Consider the following 21,866-nt stretch of genomic DNA (forward strand, 5'->3'; position numbering starts at 1 on the left):
CGCCCGTTTACCGAGACCTCTGGGCCGCCCGGCTCGCTTCTCCATATCCACCCCGTCACTCGCTGCCGCCGCGTCCCGCGCGCCGGTACGGGGTCCATCATCGTCGCGTAGTGCGGGCCGGCGGAACCGGGAAACTACTCACCGCATCAGTCGAGCGACTCGATCTTGCGTTCGAGCACGAGGCGTTCGCCCGCATTGGCGCAGCGCGCCACCGCCCGCTCCAGTTCGGCGCGTGCCTCGGTGTTCCGGCCCAGCCGGATGAGCAGTTCGCCGCGCACGCTGGGCAGCAGATGGGTGTTCGCGAGTTCGCCCGCCGCCTCCAGGTCGTCCACGATCGGGAGGGCCGCCGCCGGCCCCCGCGCCATGGCGACCGCCACCGCGCGGTTCACCTCGACGACCGGCGAAGGCGCCAGGCGGCCCAGTGCTTCGTAGAGCAGGACGATCCGATCCCAATCGGTGTCCCCGACCGACAGCGCGACCGCGTGGCACTCGGCGATCGCGGCCTGCAACCCGTAGAAGCCCAGCCCGCGCCGGGCCCGTTCGGCGCGGGCCAGGGCGGCCCGCCCGCGGCGGATCGCCGACCGGTCCCAACGCCGGCGATCCTGGTCCTCCAGTAGCACCGGCTCCCCGCCCGGTCCGGTGCGCGCCGGGAAACGGGCCGCGGTCAGCTCCAGCAGCGCCAGCAGGCTGTGCGCCTCCGGCTCATCCGGGACCAACCGGCTCAGCACGCGGGCCAGCCGCTGGGCCTCGGCGGCCAGGTCGAACCGGATGAGATCGGTACCGGAACTGGCCGACGATCCTTCCGTGAAGATCACGTAGATCACCCGCAGCACCGAGACCAGGCGGGCCGCGCGGTCGGCGGCCGGCGGGATCTCGAACGGGACCCGCGCCGCGGCCAGGGTTTTCTTGGCCCGGGTGATCCGCGCCTGGACCGTGGCCGTCGGGACCAGGAAGGCGCGGGCGATCTCGTCGCTGGTCAGACCACCGATCACCCGGAGGGTGAGCGCCACCCGTGCCTCCGGGGAGAGCACCGGATGGCAGGCGACGAACATCAGGGCGAGCACATCGTCGTCGATGCGATCCGGATCCCACAGGATCTGCTCGCCCCACGCCGGGTCCGCCGGATCGCCGCCCGCGGCGACGCCGCCCTCACCCAGGTCCCGGGCGAGAGCGGCGTACCGATCGTCGAGGGCGGCGCGGCGCCGGAATCCGTCGACAGCGCGCCGGCGGCCGACGGTGAGGAGCCAGCCCGCGGGATTGCGGGGCACCCCGTCACGCGGCCAGGTCACCAGGGCCTCGGCCAGGGCTTCCTGGGCGAGGTCCTCGGCGAGGCCGAAATCACCGGTGTAGCGGGCGAGCGCGCCGACGATCCGCGCCGATTCGATCCGCCACACCGCGGCCACCGCGGCCCGGCCCTCGTGCACTGTCACGGCCGCCGGTCAGAGCTGGCCGGTGGCTTCACGCCAGGCCCGCTCCTTCTGGATCCAGATATTGTCCTGGGGAAATTCGTCGATGGTGGGGACCCGGCGGATCTCGGTCTTGAAACCCGCGCCCGTCATCGGCATCCGTTTGGCCCATTCCACGGCCTCTTCCTTGGACGCGACGTTCAGGATGTAGTACCCGTTGAACAGCTCCTTGGTCTCCCCGTACGGCCCGTCGGTCACCACCGGATCGGCCGACGAATAGTCGACGACGACCCCCTCGGCGGCGTCTTCGAGGCCTTCCGCGGCGAGCAGCACCCCGGCCCGGATCAGTTCGTCGTTGAACTTGCCGATCGTCTCCAGCATGTCGGTGAAGTCGATATCGCCCATCGCGGCGAAGGCTTCGTCGGTGGCGCGCATGATCAGCATGTATTTCACGGTCGGTCTCCTTGTCTCTGGGGCCCCTCCTGGACCCTCTCACCCATAGGTCGAACAGGGTGGTCGGGGAATCGACAACCCGCCGGATTTTTTTTAGCCGAAAGTCGCGACTCGGTTCCGTTTCGTCGTCGAACCGGTTCGAACGCGCCGGCCGGTGGCATACTTTTCGATCAGGACAAAGGAATCGAAGTGTGGCGTATGAGGGCGTCACCGGCGATCAGTTCTCGAGGTCCGGTGTGGCCCCTCCCATCCGAAGGGAGTTGTTATGACCACCGACCCCGCAGCACCGACGTCCGGAAGGCCCGGCACCACCGGGGCCCATGCGGTATCGACCGCCGATAATTCCACCAAACAGGCCGTCGCGACCGGCACCTCCATCGGGGCGGCAGTGCTGCTGCTCGTCGCCGGATTCATCACCCTGTTCCAGGGCATCTCGGCGGCCGCCGAAGACGACGTATTCGTCGCCGGGCCCAACTACGTCTACGAACTGGACCTGACCAGCTGGGGCTGGATCCATATCGTCTTCGGCGTCCTGTTGATCCTGGCCGGCCTGGCGCTGATGACCGGGGCGCTGTGGGCGCGGATCGTCGCGATCGGCCTGGCCGCTCTGTCCATCATCGTCAACTTCCTGTGGATCCCGTGGTATCCGCTGTGGTCGATCCTGATCATCGCCATCGATATCGTGATCATCTGGGCCATCGCCACCTGGCGGCCCGAACGGGTCTGACCCGAGACCGCCCGGACCGGCGCCACAGCGCGCCGGTCCGGGAACCGATCCGGCCCACGGTGCTGCTGTTCCCGCTGCTCGCGAAATGGGTACGCGGTCCGGTCACCGGGGCGGACACGCCGGCCCCACCGCGGCAGCGGTGAGCGGGTCGGCGGCGAGGTGGCGCCGCGGATCACGGTCTGAGCGGGCCGGCCGGCACCGGTCACCGCTCGCTGCCCGCCCGGTCGGCGGTGAGGAAATCGGCCATTGCCGCGGCGACGGCCTCGGGCCGGTCCAGCATGGACAGCACATAGGCGTCGGATATCTCGACCAGCCGGGCGCGGGGGATGAGTTCGGCGAGGCGGCGGCCGTGCTCGCGGGGCATGACCTTGCCGGCCGACGACCAGAGGATCAGGGCGTCGCCGGTGAACCGGCGCAGCGCCTCGGTGTTCGCGATCAGTTCGCGGGCGTGGAAACCGGACCGCGTATAGGCGAGCAGGTCCCGGCGGATGCGACGGTCCCGCAGGCCCGGCTCGGTCCAGCCGCGGACGAGTTCGTCCGGCAGCGGTTCACGAGCCATCCAGCCGAAGAGCGGCGGCAGGTTACGCAGCCGACGGATCCGCAGCTGCCGCAGGGCGAGGACGACGCCACCGGGCAGACGAGTCGCGACCATCGACGCCTTACCCGGCAGTCCGGGCGGGAAGTTGTCGAACGCTTCGCAGGGCAGCACGATCAGGCGGCCGACCCGTTCGTCCAGACCGTAGGCGGTGAGGAACAAGGCTCCGCCCCAGTCGCTGTGCACCAGGACCACCTCGTCGAGATCCAGTGCCGCGAGGAAGTCGGCGACGAGCCGGTTCAGCCCGCGCAGGCTCAGGTCGGTCCCCGGTTCGAGCGGAATCGGATGCGCGCCCAGGGGTAGGTCGGGCCGGATGTACCGGAAACCGGGTGGGAGCAGGTCCAGCACCGGGTCCCATACGGTGTGGTTCATCAGCAGCCCGTGCAGGAATACCACCGGCGGCCCCTCCCCCTGCTCCACATAGTGCACACGACCTGCGGGAATCTGTACCGTCGGCATCCGCTGACCCCTTTCGAGCGATCGCTCTAGAGTAATTGCTCTAGTCTGGAACCGTGACCGACAAGCTGTCAACCAGCACCCGTGACCGGTTGATCACCGCGACCGCCGAACTGCTGCGCACCCGCGGCTACAGCGCAACCGGCGTCAAGCAGATCACCGTGTCGGCGGGTGTGCCGATGGGCTCGCTCTACCATCACTTCCCCGGCGGTAAGCCCGAACTCGCCGCCGCCGCGCTGCGGGCGGCCGGCACCGCCTACGGCGAATTGATCCCGCTGCTGCTCACCCCCTACCCGGATCTGCGTGACGCCCTCCCGGCGGCTTTCGCCGCGGCGGCCGAGCAGATCGAGCAGACCGGGTGGATCAATATGTGCCCGGTGGGGACGGTCGCCGGGGAGATCGCCGACGCCGAGCCCGCGCTACGGGAGGTCCTCGCCGAGATCATCGACGACTGGATCACGCGCGGGACCGCGTATTTCACCGAGCGCGGACTACCGCCGGAGACCGCGCGCGAGCTGATCCTCGGTATCGTCACCGCACTCGAAGGGGCTTTCGTCCTGAGCCGCACCCTGCGGTCCACCGAACCGCTGCTGGCCGCGGGACGCGCCATGAGCGCGCGGCTCACCGAGCTGCTCTCGGCCCCGGAACGCGCCGCGGCCGTCGACCCGTAGCGTCCGTCTGATGCCGATAGGAGCGCACCGTCACCCACACGGCCTCGGCACTCGCCGGCGGGCAGCACCTCCACCACCGGGTACCCGCCTCGTCATCCTCGTTCGGACTGCCCGGCTCCGACGCCTTTCACCACGGCACGGTCCATGAATCCGAACAGGTAGCCCGCCACCCGCCGCATCTGGATCTCCTCCGCGCCCTCGGTGATGCGGTACCGGCGATGATGACGGTAGATGTGCTCGAACGGGGTGTAGCGCGAATACCCGAGTCCGCCGTGCACCTGCATGGCGCGGTCGGCGGCCTCACAGCACAGCCGGTTCGCCCAGTAGTTGCACATCGACACCTGCTCCGACACCGCGAACGTCCCGTAGGTGTCCATGGACCAGGCGGTCTTGTGCACCAGCGCCCGCAGCATCTCGCACTGGGTGTGCAGTTCCACCAGCTGGAACTGGATGGCCTGATTCGACGACAGCGGTGTGCCGAACGGTTTGCGCTCGTTGGCGTAGGCCACCGCGCGATCCACGCAGTACTGGGCGGCACCGAGGCTGGACGCGGCCTGCCGGATACGGTTCTCGTTGAAGAAATGCTGGACCACGGCCAGCCCGCGGCCCTCCCGCCCGAAGATCGCCGAATCCGGGACGCGCACGTCGGTGAGCGAGACGCGGGCGTGGTCGGTGGGCATATTGAAGGTCCACAGGTACTCCTCGACCCGGAATCCCGCGGTATCGGTGGGCACCAGGAACGCCGTGATCCCCCGGCCGTCGCCCGCGGCGCCGGAGGTGCGGGCGAAGATGAGGTCGGCGTCGGCGAGGTGCACGCCGGTGTTCCAGGTCTTGGTGCCGTTGATGACCCAGTCGTCGCCGTCGCGGACGGCGGTCGTCTCCATATGGGTGGCGTCGGAGCCGTGTTCGGGTTCGGTGATACCGAAGGCGAAGAACCGGGTGCCGGCGGCCAGACCGTCCACCCACTGCGCCTTCTGCTCCGCGGTGCCGTACTCCAGCATCAGCAGCAGGCCGACATTGTTCGCGACGATCGCGTGCTCGTTCTGCAGATCGCAGTGCAGGCCGAGACCGCGGCGGGCCAGATGTTCGCGGATGACGGCCATCCCGAGATTGGTGCCGTCGCGGCCGCCGAACTCCTTCGGGAAGGCGTAGCGGTAATGGCCGGCGGCGTCGGCCCGGCGGCGGGATTCGGCCAGCAGCGCCTCCCAGTCCTCGGTGGGCAGGCCGCCGCGCTCCCAATCGGTGCGGGCGTCCTCGCGGCGATGGTCGAAGAACCGGATGTTGTCGTCGGCCTGTTCGAGCGGCCGGATCTCGCGTTCGATGAACTCGTCGAGTTCGGTGAGATAGGCCGACAGATCGGCGGGCAACTCGAAATCCACGGTCTCTCCTATGCGTTCACGCGGGGACGGATCTGCATGAGCAGATCCCATTCGATTTCCGATACACGGCGCCCGCTGGCGGCCATGACGATGTCGCGGACGGTGCCGTCGAGGTGGGCGGCCGCCTGCTGGGCCAGCCCCACCCCCCAGTACAGCGTGCCCATGACCTTCCACCAGCGGAACCGGTCGAGATCGAAGGTCCCGCCCGCCTCCTCGTAGGCGCCGACGAAGGTCTCGCGGTCGGCGAAACCGCCGAACTCCCGCGCGTCCTCCCGGAAGCGCCACATCCGCAGCGCGGGCCAGGCGACGTCCCGCATGGGGTCGCCGAACCGCTGGGTTCCCTCCCAGTCCAGGACCGCGCGTAATCCGTCGGCGTCGACGATCAGGTTGCCGTTGCGCATATCGGTGTGGACGAGCGCGGGCGCCGGCGGCGGTCCGGGCAATCGTTTCTCCAGCCAGCGCAGGGCCAGGGAGAAGACGGGACGGTCGGCGAGCAGCGCGCGGGCGGCGGCCTCGACCTCGGCCAGGTGTCCGGCGGCCGGGTCGGCGCCGGCGGCCGGTACCGATTCCGGTGCGGCGGCGGGGTCGATCCCGTGCAACCGGGCCATGGCCGCGCCCCACTGGCGGGCGGTCCGCGCCGCGTTGCCGGACGCGGCGAGCGTTCGTAGCACCTTGCGCGGCACCGTTTCTCCGTCGATGTGCTCGGAGACGACGAACGGTTCGCCGACGTAGCGCGTATCGGAGCAGACCGCGACCACCGCGGGTACCGGTACGCCGTGCGCGCGGGCCAGTTCGCGGACCCCGGCCTCGCCGTCGACCGGCATCAATTCGACGGCCGGCGGCACGATGGTCGCCACCAGCCGCCGCGGCGTCCGCGCGACGGTGGCGGTGAAGGCGATATTGCGGCGGCGCGCGCCGGCGGAGAGGAACTGGAAATCGGTGATCGTGACCGGACCGCCGAGCGCGCCGGTCAGATAGTCGGTCAGTCCCTCGACCGGATCGGCGCTCATTCGCCCTCCCAGCTGTCGTAGCCGGGTTTGGCTATGGCGAGGTCGGCGCGAACCACCTCGGTGAGCGCCTGCCACAGCGCGTCGTCGTCGCCGACCGGGACCGCCGCGAGCAGTTCTTGTTCCCGGGCCGCCGCCGCGGGCCCGAGTTCGGCTTCGCGGCCGAGGATGCGGGCCAGATTCGCGCCGACCCGCGCGCGGTGCTGCAGGTCGGGCGGGAGGGCGGGCAGCAGCGTGTCCTCCAGCAGCTCGGCGAGTGATTCCAGCAGCTCGGCTGCGGTCGGGCGGTTCTGCACTACGGCTCCCCTCGGTCGGTTGCGGCTCGGCGGGACAGGGACAGCGCAGAGGCTTGACGAGCGACCACGACCCGACCTCCTTGTCGTCGCTACAGGCGAGCGGTGAGACAAACAGTAGAGGATGTTCTCATCGTCGCACCAGGAATCGGCCCGTGCGCGTACGGCGCCGGGGAGCGAGGTGGGTACGCGCGGCCTGTCCACTGCATTGTCCGCCGGTTGGCTCGTGTTCGGTGCCACCGCACACGAGGCGGCGGCACCGAACACCGGCGCCGAGGCGAGAACCGCCGGGCATCCACGGCGGGGCCGGGGATCAGGCGGCTGCGGCCAGGACTGCCACGGGTTCCCCTTCTTCCACCACTCGTCCGTCCCGCAGCAGCACGCAGTAATCGGCGTCCCGGGCCGCGGCCGGATCGTGCGTGGCGTGCACCACCGTGACGCCGGCGTCGGCGGCCTCCCGGATCGCCGCGCCGATCGCCGCGCGCGCGGCGGCGTCCAACCCGGTACCGGGTTCGTCCAGCAGCAGCAGCTCGGACTGCTGCGCCAGCGCGCGGGCGAGCAGTACCCGCTGCCGCTGCCCGCCGGACAGGGTGTCCAGGCGACGCCCGGCCAGATCGGTGATATCCATCCGGGTAAGGCAGTCCGCCACGATCGCCCGATCGGCCCGGGTGATCCGGCGCCACAGACCCCGGTGCGCCCAGCGCCCCATGGCGACTGTTTCACCGACCGTGATGGGCAGCGTGGCCGGGACCGCCTGCTGCTGGATGACCAGCGCCGGACGAGACCCACCGATCCCGGTGACCGTGCCGGCGGTCGGCGCGACGATACCGCCGAGGACGCCGAGCAGGGTGGATTTCCCGGAGCCGTTGGGGCCAAGCAGCGCGGTGACCTGCCCGCCCGGTACCACCGCCGTGACCTCGTGCAATACCGGGTTCCCCGGATAACCCGCGGACAACCCGGTGATCTCGATTCCCGCCGTGCGCATTCCGTGACTCCCGCCAACAGCTTGTAATGACAATCGTTATCAGTTTAATGTTTCTTTTCATGGATTGGCTGATCGCCCCGTTCGAAGTCACCTTCGTACAACGAGCTTTGTGGGGCGGACTGCTGGTCTCCTGTCTGTGCGCGCTGGCCGGAACCTGGGTTGTGGTGCGCGGCATGGCTTTCCTCGGTGAGGCCATGGCGCACGGCATGCTGCCCGGGGTCGCCGTCGCCGCCCTGCTCGGCGGCAACCTGCTGCTGGGCGCGGTGGTGAGCGCCTCCGCCATGGCGGCCGGGGTCTCGGTACTGAGCCGCAACCGCCGGCTGTCCACCGATACCGGAATCGGGCTGCTGTTCGTGGGCATGCTCGCGATCGGGGTGATCCTGATATCGCGTTCCAGGTCCTTCGCGGTGGATCTGACCGGATTCCTCTTCGGCGACGTGCTCGCGACCCGTCCCCGCGATCTCCTCTTCCTGCTGGTGGCCCTGGTCGTGGCCCTCGTACTCACGGTCCTCGGGCACCGGGCCTTCCTCGCCCTCGCCTTCGATCCGCGCACCGCGCACACCCTCGGACTGCACCCGCGGCGCGCGCAGATCGCGCTGCTCGCCCTGCTGACCCTGGCGATCGCCGCGTCGTTCCATGTCGTGGGAACCCTGCTGGTCTTCGGATTACTGGTCGCGCCCCCCGCGGCCGCCACCTACTGCACCCACCGGATCCCACGGATCATGCTGCTGGCAGCCGTTTTCGGAGCCGTGGCCACCGTCGCCGGCCTGGTCATCTCCTGGCACGCGGGTACCGCGGCGGGGGCGACCATCGCCGCGACGGCGGTGGCGATCTTCTTCGCCGCCGCGGCCGGGGCCCGGCTGCGTGCCGCGCTGCGCGGTGGGTCGCGCGGCGGAACGGGCACCGGCCGCGCCTCCGGCCTGTTCCGCGGCACGAGGAAGCGGGCCGGCCGGGCAGTCGGGGTGATCGCCGCCGCGCTCCTGCTCGTTCCCGTCGCGGCCTGCGGTGGCGAAACCGGCGAGACGCCGGCCGAACCAGTCCCCCACGGCTATGTCGCGGGCGCGGAGGAGAGCGCGAGCGCGCAACCGCGACTGGTACTCGCCGACCGGTCCTCGGGCGCGGTGCGCATCCTCGACCTCGTCACCGAGGAGGTCATCACGCGGGACCCGGTGCCGGGCCTCGCGCAGATCGCCGACGACGGCCGCTACGCCTACCTCGCGGCGAGCGGTGCGACCACGGTCCTGGACAGCGGCAGCTGGGTGGTCGATCACGGCGACCATGTGCACTACTACCGCGCCGCGCCGCGCCGGATCGGCGCACTGCCGGGATCCGTCCGGTCCGCGCACAGCGATACCGCCGTCGCCGCGGCGGTGCTGGACGACCGTTCGACCGCGCTCGCGGACCGGTCGGCACTCGACGAGGGCACTCTCACCCTCGGCCCGGTGCTCGATGGGCCCGCCCTCCCTTACGGTGGCCACCTCCTCGTCGCGGACGTCGGCCGAATCCAGGTGCGCGACCGGGAGAACGCGCCCGTGCAGACCCTGGAGCCGGGATGCGATCGGCCGGGCGGGCAGACGGTGACCCGCCGCGGCGCCGTGTTCTCCTGCGCGGACGGCGCGCTGGTGGTCACCGAGCGTGACGACCGGTTCACCGCGGCGAAGGTGCCGTACCCGGCGGGAACGACCGGCAGTACGGGGCAGTTCTTCCACCGGCGCGGCAGCGACGTCCTGGTGGCCGTACGGGATTCGCGGGTGCTGGTGCTCGATATCGCCCACCGCGCCTGGCTACCGATCGGCCCCGGACCCGTCGTCGCGGCGACCACGGCAGGGGCGGGCACCGATGTCCTGACCCTGGACGCCGGTGGGGTCCTGCACTCCTACGATCCGGAGACCGGGGCCGAGACCGCGCACCGGGCACTCCCCTCGGGGCCCGTGGACCCGGCGAAGCCACCGGTCCTGCTGGTCGACGCGGAACGGGCCTACGTCAACGATCCGGCCGGCCGGCGGATCCACGAGATCGACTACGCCGACGGACTGCGGATCGCCCGCACCTTCGATCTCGACATCACCCCCGACCTGATGGTGGAGACCGGACGATGAACACCGCACTCCGACTCTGTGTAGCACTGCTCGTCGCGATACTGCCCGCCGCCGGATGCGGCGTCACCAACTCCGGTGGCGGCGGAATCGTCGTCACCACCGATATTCTCGGCGATATCACCCGGACGGTGGTCGGTGACGCGGCAGCGGTCACGGTCCTGATGCCGCCGAATTCCGACCCGCACTCCTTCGCCCTCTCGGCCCAGGAGGCCGCCGTCCTCGACGACGCCGACCTCATCGTCGAGAACGGCCTGGGCCTGGAAGAAGGATTGGCCCGTCATGTGACGGCGGCCGCGGACGCCGGCGTCGCGACCCTGCCGGTGGGCGCCGAGATCGATCCCCTCCCTTATCGCGGCGGAGACGCCGCGGGGCAGCCCGACCCGCATTTCTGGACCGACCCGCAGCGGGTGCACCGCGCGGTCGAGGTGATCCGCGACCGGGTGATCGATACGGTTCCCGGGATCGACGCCGAGACCGTGCGCGCCAACGCGGACCGCTACCTCACCGAACTCGACCGATTGCAGCAGTGGATGTCGGACCGGTTCGCCGGTATCGCACCCGAGCGCCGCAAACTGGTCACCAATCATCACGTGTTCGGTTATCTCGCCGCCCGGTTCGACTTCGAGGTGGTGGGCGCCGTCATCCCCGGCGGGACCACCCTCGCCTCGCCGAGCGCCGCCGATCTCGCGGAGCTGGCCGCGGCCGTGCGCACCACCGGTGTACCGGCGATCTTCGTGGATTCCGCCCGGCCGGATCGGCTGGCCCGCGCCCTCGCCGAGCAGGCGGGTGTGCAGGTGCGAATCGTCGGCCTGCACTCGGAATCACTGACCGCGCCCGGTGCCGGCGCGGCCACCTACCTGGAAATGATGCGCGCCAACACGACCGCGATGGTCGAAGGTCTGGCCTCCGCGTAACCGGGAACGCTGCGATATCCCGCAGCCAGCAGAAAAGAATGAGGGAGCGTTATGCACATTCGGACCGGCCCGATCCGGGCCGCGGCCCTGACCGGCCTGCTCACGGCGGTCGTCGCCGCGAGCGGCTGTGGTACCGACACCACCGCGGAGACGGCGATCGCCGATCCGTTGGCCGTGACCTACGACGGTGGTATCCATCTCCTGGACGGCAACACCCTGGTGCGCGGCGGCGGAGTAGAACTCGCGGGATTCAACCGGATCAATCCGGCCGGCGACGACCGGCACATCATCGTGTCGACCTCCGCGGGCTTCCGGGTGTTCGACGCCGTGGGCGGACAGTTCACCGATATCGAGTTCCCCGGCCCGAAACCGGGACACGTGGTGCGACACGCCGGTCGCACGGTCCTGTTCGCCGACGGTACCGGCACCGTGACCTCGTTCGACCCGGCCGACCTCGCCGAGGGCGCCCCGCAGACCAGCGAATACCGCGCCGCCCAGGCCCATCACGGGGTGGCGGTGGAACTGGAGAGCGGCGAACTGGCCGTCACGCTCGGTACCGAGGAGGAGCGGGTCGGGCTGGCGATCCTGGATGCCGCCCGCTCGGAGATCACCCGCAGCGAGCAGTGCCCGGGAGTGCACGGCGAGGCCACCGCGGCCGGCGATACGCTGGTCGTCGGCTGCGAGAACGGGGTCCTGGTCTACCGCGACGGCAAACTCACCAAGATCACCAGCCCGGACTCCTACGGGCGGATCGGCAACCAGGCCGGTAGCGACGGGTCGCCGATCGTACTCGGTGACTACAAGAAGGACGAGCATGCGGAACTGGAACGCCCCGAACAGATCTCGCTGATCGATACCGAAGCCGGCACCATCCGCCTGGTCGATATCGGCACCAGCTACACCTTCCGGTCGCTGGCCCGCGGGCCCGAGGGTGAGGCGCTCGTCCTGGGCACCGACGGCGGGCTGCGGGTGATCGACCCGGTGACGGGCAAGGTCGTCAGGACGATCGATGTCCTCGACCCGTGGCAGGAACCCATCGACTGGCAGCAGCCCCGCCCGGCGCTGTTCGTCCGGGACGGCATCGCCTATGTGAGCGATACGGCGACCAAACAGATCCACCGGATCGATCTGGCCTCCGGCACGGTGACCGCCTCGGTGACCCTGGCGCAGACTCCCAACGAGATCAGCGGCGTCGTCGCCTCCTGATCGGGCCACGGCGGCCTGCCCGGCACGGCGTGAGGGGCCGGGCGGGCCGCCCTGTCGCGGGCACCCGAGATGGGGATCGCCTGCGGCAAGAGGATGTGGTCAGGAATGCCACGGATCCAGCCCTTCCGCGGGATCGATGTGATCCAGGTTGGCGACCCGCATGGCCGAACGCAGGAGCCGAGCGCGGTTGATCTCCGTGGGGTCGTCGTAGTATGCCTGCGCCACCACGAGATGGTCCGCCGAGAGCCGGCTGCCGATCGACCATCGGGTAGCGCGTCCCACGGTATTCCATTCGCGGGGCGAGATCGCGGCGCGCAGCGCGCGCCCGGAATCCCAGTTCCGCTCGACCCGGCGGATGAAATCCCGGTCCAGAACGGCCGTGGGGGCGGGTGTGTTGCTGTGCCGGGCGAATCCCTCCGCCGCCACCACCGCCTGCGCCGCGAACGCCCGCGCGCCCGGTTCTCCCGCACGGTTGTACGCCGCGTACGCGGCGGCCACGGTCTTCTGCAGGGGCAGGAATCCGTACGGTCCCTGCGATCTGGTCGCCTCCTGCACCGAGAACGCGACCAGCGCACCGGTGACCAGGTGATCGGGTGCGCCGATCGCCCGCAGCACCGGGGCCAGCTGGGAGTCCGGGATCCGGTTGTCGCGCATCATCTTCAGTGTCCGCGCCACCCCCATCTCACTGCCGGTGCCACCGAACCGCTCCGCTTCCCGCAGCGCCACCAGGCGCCAGTTGTGCCGGGCCAGATGACTCCACCGGAAGGATTCCTCCATGCTCGCGCTGGAGGAGATGGCCGCCCGCTGTACCGTTCTGAGTCCCCGCGCCAGCGGGTCGAACGGGCGTACGGTGCCGGCCGCCGCCCACGCCACGAGGGGCGAATTGTCGAGGGTGTTCAGGTCCTCGACTGCCCTGATGATTCCGGGCTGCGATCCACCGGATCGCCCGACCACAGCACCGGCCGGCCCGGGTGTGGCGTGACCTCCGAGGGCGGCGCCGATCCGCTCGGTCACCCGGACGGAGCCGCGGGAGAGGCCACGGCTGAGCCGCGACAGTTGCGAGATCGCCACGATCTCGACGAGCGCCGCGAGGACGAGCACCGGGATCACCTGCCCCGGTGCCCGGTGGAAGAGGTTCCCCAGGAAGAGCAGATAGACGCCGAGGAACACCGTGAACGCACACATCCGGACCGCCGCGAAACCGCAGGTGACGAGGTTGCGGACGAGAAAGGTCTGGGTGGGCCCGTAGACGTAGCCGCCGGCGGCGAACCCGAAGATCGCCAGGAACCCGTGGTAGATCGCGTCCAGCGCGCACCGGAGTACGAGCCCGGCCAGATAGGCGGCGAACACCAGCAGCACGGTGGCACAGACGAGCAGTAGCAGACCCGCGCCGAGCTGGCCCAGCGTAGGCCGCGCGATCCGTTCCGCGGCGGCGGGATCGCCGCACCCCGCGATACCGGATTGCAGGGCCTCGATATCTCCGGCGATGACGCCGGCGCTCCACACCGCATCGCACCGGTCGTCGAGCACATGCCCGAAATTCCAGACCTGCACCGGGTGCCGGGCGAAATCGTCGGACATACTCGCCGACAGCGTCTCGACGAGCCGATCGGGTTCGGTGCGCGCACCGTTCAGGCCCGCCACGATCGACATCCCCACATCACGCCCGCGGGTCGGCAACCCGTCCGCGGACAACAGCTCCGCCCCGGGACCGAACACCAGCAGCCCGCCCAGCACGGCGACCGCGACCATTGTCACGACTTGCCGGGCTGCTCTGCCCGGACTTCCGCGAATTATGAACCACGCCACTATAAATGCGCCGACAGTCGCCGCGGTGAGCGATATCACCGGATCGGCGAGTTGCCGGGAAAGCGCCTCGCCGACACCGTGCAGCGCCGTCGAAAACAGGTCCAGCCAACGAAAACTCAACGAATATCCGACGAACCATATCGCCGTCGTCACGATAACCATATAGCCGACGAATTCCAGGCCGATCAGCGTCCACAGGACGGTGGCGCCCGGGTTCGACAGTCCGCCGCGGTCGACCAGGAACGGGTAGTCGGCCAGGGCGACGCCATCCGAGTCCACCACCCCTGTCCAGGCAAGACCGTCCATACGGGAGAGCGCAGGGCCCGCCCGCCCGGGTTCGGCGGCCATCGCCACGGCTCCGACGCCACCCGGAAAAATCAGAATTACGTAAAGCAATGCAGCGCAATACTTCCCACGCCGCCACCATGCATTCGCCGCAGATGTCCGCCCGCGAAACGACGGAGATTTCGGACCCACTCGGGTCAACGCTCGAACAGAACTGACACGATATAAAAGCTCTTCTCCACTATCGACCCCCGTTTCGGCGTACCGAAGGATTATCCATTTCGATTCCGGGTCGGCAATAAATGAATTCTCCGTGGTGGAAATGATTGCCGGCGGGCGGGTGCGTACGCGCACAGCGGTGAGCGCCCGCGGGCCCGGTGCCGTGCGGCCCGGGCCGGCGCGAGCGCCGGGACCTAGGCTGGACGGGACAACCGAGTCGAGCGACCGGAGTGCAGATGTCCCGAGTGATCAGCAAAGGCGGCAACGTCGCCGTCGCGGGCGGCCCGTTGCGGATCACCGCGGCGCCGGCCGGTATCGACCTGACCGTGCTCTGTCTGCGCGCGGACGGCAAGGTCGGCGGCGACGACGATTTCGTCTTCTACAACCAGCCGGTCTCCCCGGATGGCGCCGTCCGGCTGGCCGGTGCCGCGATCGAGATCGACCTGCCGCGGGTCGCCGCGAGTACGGACCGGCTCGTGGTCGCCGCCTCGGTGGACACCGGATCCTTCGGCGGTATCGCCTTGAACGTCGCGATCGCCGAGCGCGACGGCGAGACCTACGATCTGCCCATCACCGGGCTCGGCACCGAGACGACCGTCGTTCTCGCCGAGGTGTACCGGCGGACCGGCGCCTGGAAGATCCGCAATGTGGGTCAGGGATACGCCAGCGGGCTGGCCGGTCTGGCCACCGATTTCGGTATCACCGTGGACGACGACGCACCGGCCCCGGCTCCCACGCAGGTCGCCGCACCGCCGCCGGTGGCGTCTCACACCGCTCCGGCATCCGGATACACACCGCCACCCGTTGCACCTCCGCCGTCCACACCCTCGGCACAGCCTCCGGTCCCGCCCGCGGCACAATTCGCCCCGCCGGCGCCGGGCCCCGCCCCGTATCCCCCACCCACGCCCCCGCCGGCACCCGGGGTGAACTTCTCCAAGGGCGCCGTCACTCTCACCAAGGGGGCGCCGCCGGTGCTCCTGGAGAAGGCGCCGCTGGTCCGGCTGCGGGTGGCCTGGGCCAGCGGGACCGACTACGAGGCCTACGCGCTGGTCGTCCTGGCCGACGGGAACATCGTGCACGTCGCGACGTTCCCGGCCGCCGGCATTCCGGCGAATCCCCGGTACGGCGATCTGGTGCGCCATCTCGGGGATCGCGGCCGCGGTGATATCCAGCGCGGCGGCGGGCACACGGAGGAGATCATCGAGGTACGGCTCGCTCCCGAGATCGTGGCGGTGATCCCGGTGGCGTATTCGGCGATCAACAACGGCACCGGATCGTTCCACAAGTACCGGGTGACCCTGTCGATCGAGAACGGCGCCGACAGTGTGTCCATTGCCGCCGATCAGGCCAAGAAATCCAGCTGGATCTTCACCTGTGTGCCGGGCATCGTCTACAACCGTCCGGAGGGTGTGCTGATCGAGCGGCTCGAACTCTACAGCCGGCGTTTCTCCGAGCACCGGCCCGCCGCCGTCCTGCAACCGGACGGGCGGGTGGAGGTACGGATGGACAAGGGCCCGGTCAACCAGTTCAAGGCGGACAGCACCTGAGCGTATCTTTACAACTATTGCAATCTTTTAAGAGCTAATAGGTTCACTGATAAACTCGCGCCATGGTGCATCTTCGCGACCGGCAGCGGTCCTCGTGACGGCCCCACGGCGGGGACGGGTCCCCCAGCATCGGGTGGCCCAGACCGTGGCGGCCGAACTCCGGACCCGCATCCTCAACGGCACCGACGACTACCGGTTGCCGACCCAGGATCAACTGGTCCAGGAGTTCGGTGTCTCCTATCCCTCGATCCGGGAGGCCATCCGCATCCTGGAAACCGAGGGCCTGGTCACCGTGCGGCGCGGAAACGTCGGCGGCGCGGAAGTCCACCGGCCCGACGAGACCTCGGCCGCCTACCATCTCGGGCTGGCCCTGCAGGGCGGCCGGGTGACGCTGCGGGATCTGGCCACCGGCCTGCAGATGCTCGAACCCATGTGCGCCGCGGAATGCGCGCGCCGCGAGGACCGGCTCGAGGTAGTGATTCCGGTGCTCACCGCGAATATCGAGAAATCCGCGGAAGTGATCGACGACGGGGTGGCCTTCACCCAGACCGCCCGCGAATTCCACGATCTCGTGGTGTCCTTCACCCCGAACGCGACGGTGCGCTACGTGGTGAGCAGTCTGGTCGCCCTGTGGTCGGCGCAGGAGGAGGCCTGGGCCGAAGCCCTGACCGGCCGGGGCGAGTATCCGTCGCCGGAGCAGGCCCGGGCCGCGGTACGCACCCACCAGAAGATCGTCGACGATATCGCCGCCGGGCAGGCGTCGGCGGCCGAGCACATGGCGTGCGCGCATCTGGCCGCCACCCAGGCACTGCTGCTGGAACGGTTCGACGACGGCATCGTCAACGCGTCGTCGACGCTGGCCCAGCAGGCGATCCGGTCCGGTTCGGGCCGGCGCTGACTACAGCCGCGCCGCGCTGGGGATCTCGTTCACCGGTCCGGTATCGAAGGCACGGATCATGGCGTCCTGCGTGAACGACGCGATCAGCGATTCGGCGCGGGTGCTGATCTGCCCCCGGATATGGGCTGTTCCCGCACCGACGAAGGTCGCTTCGTGGTGGTAGCGCAACCAGCCGTCCCAGCGCACCGGGTCGTGGAAGGTGATCCCGATACCCATGGGCGCGGTCGACAGGGTGTGATGGGCCTGCGCCGTACCGAGTCCCGGATGCGGCCGTAACGCGGTGGAGATTCCGAGATGGCCGGTGAAATGGGCGAGCATCGCGCGACGGAGGTCATCGGCGGCGGGCACCTCGTCGTAGCGCAGCCAGGCGTCGACCACGGGTGGACCCACCTCGTCCGGGTCGTTGATATCGGCACAGTCGATGATGCGCACCTCGCGGCCCGGCAGCGCCAGGCTCGCCTCCGGACCGGCGGTCTCGGGGCCGGCGACCTGTCCGGCGGGCGTATCCCAGCGGACCAGATCCGGTTGCGGAGCGTCCAGCAGGACGGTGCAGTGGGTCCGTATCTTCTCCCCCTGCCGCACGCCGATCGTGGCACTTGCGAAACTCCGGCCCGCCCTGACCGGGGTGACGGTGAACTCCAGCGGCACATCGGGGTCGGCCGCCGAGACGAACAGCGCATGCGCGGTGCGCACCGTCCGGCCGGGCAGGGCCCTGGCCGCGGCGACGATGCTCTGCCCGAGTATCTGACTGCCGTCCACCACCCTTCTGGTGCCGCCGTCGCTGTCGCCGACGAAGCACCCGGGGGCGGCGGGGTCGGCTCGCACATCGAAGATCTCGACCATCCGCGCCATCGAGGACTCCGAGCTCCGCTCGGGCAGCTCCGGCGCCGGTCGCCCGGTCATGATCGGACCCCGGTGTAACGACCCGCGCCGATCGTGACGGCGACGACGCTCTGGTCGAACGCGATGTATCCGGCCAGCTGCGCCACGGGCGGATGGGGCCGCGGATAGGTCCAGGCGATCCAGGGCCGATCGCTGCCGCGCAGGGTCCAATAGGACGCTTCACCTTTGAAAGGGCATACGGTGTGCAGATCGATGGGTTCCAGCTGCGCGGCGTCCACCGCGGCGGGCGGAAAGTACACGACCAGACCGTGATCCTGTTCGTCCACCAGCAAACAGGCGTCACTGGACGCCAGCCGCCGGGCACCGACGGTCGCGGTGAAGGAATTGGTGCGGGCCAGCAGGTCCACCCGGTAGTCGGGACGCTGCCGGTAGCCGGACGGTACTTCGCTCATTGCTGCTCCGAATCCTCGCTGTTCCGAATATCCCTGTCGCGAAACACGACCGGAGGAAGGCCATCGTGAATTCCGGATAGCGGGCCAGCGTGCCCAGCAGGTTGACTCCCGATCGAGTGTTCTCCGGTGCCGGACCGCCGTGGTGCACCCGGGACCGGAAGTCCGCGAAGAATTTCCGGAGTTCCGGCGGCCAGTCCCCGGGGTTCAGCGGGGGTTTCCGCTCCATCTCCATCTCCTTGTCGATTCGACGGTCACGTATCCACGCCGTTGGCGAACAGGTCCGCCACGCCGGTGAACGGGAGCGGCAGGGCCGGGACCGCGCCCGACCACTCGACGACATCGGTGCGCAGCGCGATCCGCCATTCGCCGTGACGCCGCTCGAGCCGGTCGAGGTACGTTCCGGGGAGTTCGTGTTCGCCGGGCGATACCGGCACCGGTGACACGGCCACCCGATCTTCGCCCATCTCGCCGACCACGACCTACGCCGGGGCCGCGTCGGGCGCGTACCCGAGAATACCTTTGACCTCGAGGTATTCCTCGAAACCGGCTTCGCCCCATTCGCGACCGTTACCGCTCTTCTTGTAGCCGCCGAAGGGAGCGGCGAAATCGAATCCGCCGTTGATGCCGATCGAGCCGGCCCGGAGTCTGCGGGCCACGGCACGGGCCTGATCCAGATCACGACCCGCGACGAAACCGGCCAGGCCGTACTCGGTGTCATTGGCGATGGCGACGGCGTCGTCGATATCGCGATAGCCGATGATCACCAGAACCGGACCGAAGATCTCCTCGCGGGCGACGGTCATCGTATTGGTCACCTCCGCGAACACCGTCGGTTTGACGAAGAAACCCTTTTCCAGGCCATCGGGCCGGCCGGGACCACCGGCGACGACGGTCGCCCCCTCCTCGATCCCCTTCTGGATCAGGGACTGGATCCGATCCCACTGGGAACCCGCGACCACCGGGCCGAGCGCGACCTCTCCGGTGGGATCACCGACGGTGATGCCCTCCGTGGCGGCCCGCGCGGCCGCCACGGCTTCTTCCATCCGGGCCGACGGGACCAGCATTCGCGACGGCGCGCTACACGTCTGGCCGGAGTTACCCATCAGGTTCGCCACGCCCTGGCCGACATTGGTGGCGAAATCCTCGTCGTCGAGGATGATGTTGGGGCCCTTGCCGCCGAGTTCCTGGGTGACCCGCTTCACGGTGGCGGCCGCATTACGGGCGATCTCTATCCCGGCCCGGGTCGACCCGGTGAAGGAGATCATATCGACCTCCGGATGCGACGACAGCGGGACGCCGACGCTCGGTCCGTCACCCTGCACCAGGTTGAACACCCCCGCCGGAACCCCGGCCGCGGCCAGCACTTCGGCGAAGATCTGCCCGGTGAACGGGGACCGTTCGGAAGGCTTGAGCACCATGGTGCAGCCGGTGGCCAGGGCCGGGAAAACCTTCACCGCGATCTGGTTCATCGGCCAGTTCCACGGGGTGATGAGGCCGCAGACACCGATGGGTTCCTTGACGAAAAGGGTCGCCCCCCGCTGCTCCTCGAAGCGGTAGTTCCGCAGTATCTCGGTCGCGGTCTCCAGATGGCCGGCGGCGAGATCGACCTGGAATCCGTTGGCCAGCCCCGCGGGAGCGCCCATCTCCTCGGTGAGTGCCGCCGCCAGGTCACCGGCGCGCTTCTGGTACTCCGCGCCGAGGGCACCGAACAGGTCCAGCCGCTCGGCGACAGTGCTCGCGGCCCACGCGGGGAACGCGGCGCGGGCCGCGGCGACGGCGGCGTCCACATCCGCGGCCGTGCCGAGCGCGACGGTCCCGCAGACTTCCTCGGTGGCGGGATTGATCACCTCGAAGGTCTGCTCGCCCGCGGGGTCGACCCAGCCGCCACCGATATAGAACTTCCGGTATTCGCGCATCACTGCATCCCTTCCGCGTACCAGGTGCGGAACTCGTCGTAGCTGGGCATTTCCTCGGAGTTGGCCTTCGGGTCCACGGCGACGTGGATGACGCCGGGCTTACCGCTGGCGAAGGCGCGTTTGATGGCGGGGGCGATATCGGCGTCGGATTCGACGTATTCGCCGTAGCAGCCGAAGCCCTCGGCGACCTTGTCCAACCGGGTGTCCTTGCTCCAGTGCACCGCGGTTTCGCGGGAGCCGTGCCCGAAGGTGCGCTTGTAGACACCCACCTCGAGACCCCACGCGTAGTCCACGGCGACCACGCAGACCAGTGGCAGGTTCAGCCGCGCCGCGGTTTCGAGTTCGGCGATCTGGAACTGGAACGAGGAGTCGCCGGTGATCATCAGCACCGGGCGTTTCCCGCCGTCGGCGACCGAGGCACCCACCGCGTACGGCAGACCGGTGCCGAGGTGCCCGAAATTCTGGTTCCAGATCACGTCGTGTGGTTTGCACTGGGTGTAGGTCCAGCCGAAGATGGTGGTGGCGCCGCCGTCGCGCACAAGGATGCCGTCCGCCGGGAAATCCTTGGTGGCCTCCACGACCAGCCGGGCGGGGTGCACCGGAGTGCCACCGGTGGGCGCGTTCTCGGCGAGTTCGGCGAGCCGGGAGGCATCCTGTTCGATCCACTGCGCGAGTTCGGGGGTCGGGGTGCGCGGGGTGTTCTTCAAGGCCTCGGTGAGTTGCGGGACAACCGCGCGCAGATCACCGACCAGCGGTACGTCGATCGGCCGGTTCACTCCGATGGCGGTGGGGTCCTGTTCGACGAGGATCCATTTCCGCGCGTCCTCCCCCGCGACCCAGTGCCGGCCGCGCCCGTAGTGCACGGGTTCGCCGAGTTCGGTGCCGATGGCCAGGCACAGATCGGATTTCACGACAGCGTCCACCGCCGAGGGTGAGAAGCCGTAGGGGAAGGTGCGGTCCTCGAGTCCGGCGATGAACGAGGTGCCGCCCGAGGTCTGGATGACCGGGCAGGCCAGCAGGTCGGCCAGCGCCTTCACCGAGGCGCCGGCCCGGGTGGTGTGCACACCGTGCCCGACCAGCAGGATCGGCTGCTTGGCCTGCCGAACGAGATCGGCGGCCGCGTCCACCTTGTCCTGCCCGGCGGTTTGATCCACCAGGCGGTACCGGTGCGGCGGTAGCGGCGCGGCGACGTCGAGTTCCGCCTGGATCACATGGGAGGGATATTCGATGTAGACCGGGCCCGGGGTTCCGGAAAGCGCCTTGCGCAGTCCTTCCCGGATCACCTCGTCGGTCTGGTCGGCGTACTCGATACTGGCGGCGTACTTGACCGAGGGCTCGAACAGCCCGGACTGTTTCACGAACTGGATCCGGCCGCGGCGTACCCGCTGTTCGGTGATCCGGGCGCGCTGCCCGCCCAGGAAGATCACCGGCGAATTCTCCACCTTGGCGCACATCATGGCGCCCGCGAGGTTGGCGACGCCGGGCCCGAGGGTGCCGATGCACAGGGCGGCTTTTCCGGTCATCCGGGAGACGGCCTCGGCCATGAACCCCGCCGATTCCTCATGGTGCGGGGACACCACGTTCCAGCCACGCTCGTCGGCGAGGTGGAACAGGTGCACGAAATTCGGGTCCGGGATGCCGAAGACGGTGTCGATACCTTCGGCTTCGAAGAGATCCAGAATCCGTTCGTAGACTTTGACCGCCAT

General features: G+C 69.4%; 20 protein-coding genes. 7 read left to right on the forward strand and 13 right to left on the reverse strand.

Features of this window, described 5'->3' with window-relative positions:
• Nucleotides 1–146: 146 nt before the first annotated feature.
• Nucleotides 147–1,430 (reverse strand): RNA polymerase sigma factor, encoded by a 1,284-nt coding sequence (locus tag NF4_RS26330; protein ID WP_063130070.1) that lies wholly within the window; start codon nt 1,428–1,430, stop codon nt 147–149.
• Nucleotides 1,431–1,439: 9 nt separating this feature from the next.
• Nucleotides 1,440–1,859, reverse strand: a complete 420-nt coding sequence (locus NF4_RS26335; RefSeq protein WP_030520953.1) for a YciI family protein — start codon at nt 1,857–1,859, stop codon at nt 1,440–1,442.
• A 265-nt stretch (nt 1,860–2,124) separates the two neighbouring features.
• Here NF4_RS26335 and NF4_RS26340 point away from each other — a divergent pair, with 265 nt between their 5' ends.
• Complete coding sequence (locus tag NF4_RS26340; RefSeq protein ID WP_232330657.1) at nt 2,125–2,586, forward strand: DUF7144 family membrane protein; 462 nt, start codon at nt 2,125–2,127, stop codon at nt 2,584–2,586.
• Between the two features lie 202 nt (nt 2,587–2,788).
• Here the strand turns inward: NF4_RS26340 and NF4_RS26345 are convergent, their stop codons facing one another.
• Nucleotides 2,789–3,640 (reverse strand): alpha/beta fold hydrolase, encoded by an 852-nt coding sequence (locus NF4_RS26345; RefSeq protein ID WP_063130071.1) that lies wholly within the window; start codon nt 3,638–3,640, stop codon nt 2,789–2,791.
• Between the two features lie 53 nt (nt 3,641–3,693).
• Here NF4_RS26345 and NF4_RS26350 point away from each other — a divergent pair, with 53 nt between their 5' ends.
• Nucleotides 3,694–4,308 carry a TetR/AcrR family transcriptional regulator gene (locus NF4_RS26350; protein ID WP_084533476.1) on the forward strand — a complete coding sequence of 205 codons (615 nt, stop codon included), beginning with the start codon at nt 3,694–3,696 and terminating at the stop codon, nt 4,306–4,308.
• A gap of 92 nt (nt 4,309–4,400) precedes the next feature.
• On the opposite strand, the gene NF4_RS26355 is transcribed toward NF4_RS26350, so the two are convergent.
• The 4 genes from NF4_RS26355 to aztA all read right to left on the reverse strand — a co-directional run bounded on the left by NF4_RS26355 (nt 4,401) and on the right by aztA (nt 7,972).
• The gene (locus NF4_RS26355; protein WP_063130072.1) at nt 4,401–5,687 is read right to left on the reverse strand and encodes an acyl-CoA dehydrogenase family protein; all 1,287 of its coding nucleotides are present in this window, start codon (nt 5,685–5,687) and stop codon (nt 4,401–4,403) included.
• Nucleotides 5,688–5,695: 8 nt separating this feature from the next.
• A complete protein-coding gene (locus tag NF4_RS26360) occupies nt 5,696–6,697 on the reverse strand; it encodes a phosphotransferase family protein (protein WP_063130073.1) in 1,002 nt (333 codons plus the stop codon).
• On the reverse strand, nt 6,694–6,990 hold the full coding sequence (locus NF4_RS26365; RefSeq protein ID WP_063059055.1) for a DUF6285 domain-containing protein: 297 nt from the start codon (nt 6,988–6,990) through the stop codon (nt 6,694–6,696). The genes NF4_RS26360 and NF4_RS26365 overlap by 4 nt, the downstream gene beginning before the upstream one ends.
• A 310-nt stretch (nt 6,991–7,300) precedes the next feature.
• Nucleotides 7,301–7,972, reverse strand: a complete 672-nt coding sequence (aztA, locus tag NF4_RS26370) for a zinc ABC transporter ATP-binding protein AztA (RefSeq protein WP_063130074.1) — start codon at nt 7,970–7,972, stop codon at nt 7,301–7,303.
• 59 nt (nt 7,973–8,031) lie between these two features.
• Here aztA and aztB point away from each other — a divergent pair, with 59 nt between their 5' ends.
• Genes aztB through aztD form a run of 3 tightly spaced genes read left to right on the forward strand, consistent with a single transcriptional unit; the run spans nt 8,032 to nt 12,191 of the window.
• On the forward strand, nt 8,032–10,071 hold the full coding sequence (gene aztB / locus NF4_RS38085; RefSeq protein ID WP_063130075.1) for a zinc ABC transporter permease AztB: 2,040 nt from the start codon (nt 8,032–8,034) through the stop codon (nt 10,069–10,071).
• On the forward strand, nt 10,068–10,985 hold the full coding sequence (gene aztC, locus NF4_RS26380) for a zinc ABC transporter substrate-binding protein AztC (RefSeq protein WP_063130076.1): 918 nt from the start codon (nt 10,068–10,070) through the stop codon (nt 10,983–10,985). Before aztB ends, aztC begins: the two co-directional genes overlap by 4 nt.
• A 51-nt stretch (nt 10,986–11,036) precedes the next feature.
• Nucleotides 11,037–12,191, forward strand: coding sequence for a zinc metallochaperone AztD (gene aztD / locus NF4_RS26385; RefSeq protein WP_063130077.1), 1,155 nt, complete (start codon nt 11,037–11,039; stop codon nt 12,189–12,191).
• Between the two features lie 99 nt (nt 12,192–12,290).
• Here the strand turns inward: aztD and NF4_RS26390 are convergent, their stop codons facing one another.
• Entirely contained in the window at nt 12,291–14,348 is a 2,058-nt protein-coding gene (locus NF4_RS26390; protein WP_157120606.1) for a hypothetical protein, read from the reverse strand.
• A gap of 392 nt (nt 14,349–14,740) precedes the next feature.
• Here NF4_RS26390 and NF4_RS26395 point away from each other — a divergent pair, with 392 nt between their 5' ends.
• Together NF4_RS26395 and NF4_RS26400 are read left to right on the forward strand one after the other, a co-directional pair.
• Complete coding sequence (locus NF4_RS26395) at nt 14,741–16,051, forward strand: TerD family protein (protein WP_084533478.1); 1,311 nt, start codon at nt 14,741–14,743, stop codon at nt 16,049–16,051.
• A gap of 94 nt (nt 16,052–16,145) precedes the next feature.
• Nucleotides 16,146–16,949: a FadR/GntR family transcriptional regulator gene (locus NF4_RS26400; protein WP_063130080.1), complete on the forward strand. Its 804-nt coding sequence runs from the start codon at nt 16,146–16,148 to the stop codon at nt 16,947–16,949.
• On the opposite strand, the gene NF4_RS26405 is transcribed toward NF4_RS26400, so the two are convergent.
• The 5 genes from NF4_RS26405 to NF4_RS26425 all read right to left on the reverse strand — a co-directional run bounded on the left by NF4_RS26405 (nt 16,950) and on the right by NF4_RS26425 (nt 21,866).
• Entirely contained in the window at nt 16,950–17,852 is a 903-nt protein-coding gene (locus tag NF4_RS26405) for an acyl-CoA thioesterase (RefSeq protein ID WP_063130081.1), read from the reverse strand.
• A complete protein-coding gene (locus NF4_RS26410; protein ID WP_063130082.1) occupies nt 17,849–18,244 on the reverse strand; it encodes a DUF427 domain-containing protein in 396 nt (131 codons plus the stop codon). Before NF4_RS26410 ends, NF4_RS26405 begins: the two co-directional genes overlap by 4 nt.
• A 251-nt stretch (nt 18,245–18,495) precedes the next feature.
• Complete coding sequence (locus tag NF4_RS38805) at nt 18,496–18,708, reverse strand: hypothetical protein (protein WP_198165493.1); 213 nt, start codon at nt 18,706–18,708, stop codon at nt 18,496–18,498.
• A gap of 15 nt (nt 18,709–18,723) precedes the next feature.
• Nucleotides 18,724–20,160 carry an aldehyde dehydrogenase family protein gene (locus NF4_RS26420; protein ID WP_063130170.1) on the reverse strand — a complete coding sequence of 479 codons (1,437 nt, stop codon included), beginning with the start codon at nt 20,158–20,160 and terminating at the stop codon, nt 18,724–18,726.
• Nucleotides 20,160–21,866 carry a thiamine pyrophosphate-binding protein gene (locus tag NF4_RS26425; protein WP_063130084.1) on the reverse strand — a complete coding sequence of 569 codons (1,707 nt, stop codon included), beginning with the start codon at nt 21,864–21,866 and terminating at the stop codon, nt 20,160–20,162. Before NF4_RS26425 ends, NF4_RS26420 begins: the two co-directional genes overlap by 1 nt.

The sequence above is a fragment of the Nocardia fusca NBRC 14340 genome (assembly GCF_001618425.1).
Lineage (GTDB): Bacteria > Actinomycetota > Actinomycetes > Mycobacteriales > Mycobacteriaceae > Nocardia > Nocardia fusca.

Coding starts and splice junctions, on each gene's coding strand:
- NF4_RS26340 (WP_232330657.1), top strand. CDS start 2,125: ATGACCACCGACCCCGCAGCACCGACGTCCGGAAGGCCCGGCACCACC.
- NF4_RS26345 (WP_063130071.1), bottom strand. CDS start 3,640: ATGCCGACGGTACAGATTCCCGCAGGTCGTGTGCACTATGTGGAGCAG.
- NF4_RS26360 (WP_063130073.1), bottom strand. CDS start 6,697: ATGAGCGCCGATCCGGTCGAGGGACTGACCGACTATCTGACCGGCGCG.
- aztA (WP_063130074.1), bottom strand. CDS start 7,972: ATGCGCACGGCGGGAATCGAGATCACCGGGTTGTCCGCGGGTTATCCG.
- aztB (WP_063130075.1), top strand. CDS start 8,032: ATGGATTGGCTGATCGCCCCGTTCGAAGTCACCTTCGTACAACGAGCT.
- aztC (WP_063130076.1), top strand. CDS start 10,068: ATGAACACCGCACTCCGACTCTGTGTAGCACTGCTCGTCGCGATACTG.
- aztD (WP_063130077.1), top strand. CDS start 11,037: ATGCACATTCGGACCGGCCCGATCCGGGCCGCGGCCCTGACCGGCCTG.
- NF4_RS26390 (WP_157120606.1), bottom strand. CDS start 14,348: ATGGCCGCCGAACCCGGGCGGGCGGGCCCTGCGCTCTCCCGTATGGAC.
- NF4_RS26395 (WP_084533478.1), top strand. CDS start 14,741: ATGTCCCGAGTGATCAGCAAAGGCGGCAACGTCGCCGTCGCGGGCGGC.
- NF4_RS26405 (WP_063130081.1), bottom strand. CDS start 17,852: ATGACCGGGCGACCGGCGCCGGAGCTGCCCGAGCGGAGCTCGGAGTCC.
- NF4_RS26410 (WP_063130082.1), bottom strand. CDS start 18,244: ATGAGCGAAGTACCGTCCGGCTACCGGCAGCGTCCCGACTACCGGGTG.
- NF4_RS38805 (WP_198165493.1), bottom strand. CDS start 18,708: ATGGGCGAAGATCGGGTGGCCGTGTCACCGGTGCCGGTATCGCCCGGC.
- NF4_RS26420 (WP_063130170.1), bottom strand. CDS start 20,160: ATGCGCGAATACCGGAAGTTCTATATCGGTGGCGGCTGGGTCGACCCC.
- NF4_RS26425 (WP_063130084.1), bottom strand. CDS start 21,866: ATGGCGGTCAAAGTCTACGAACGGATTCTGGATCTCTTCGAAGCCGAA.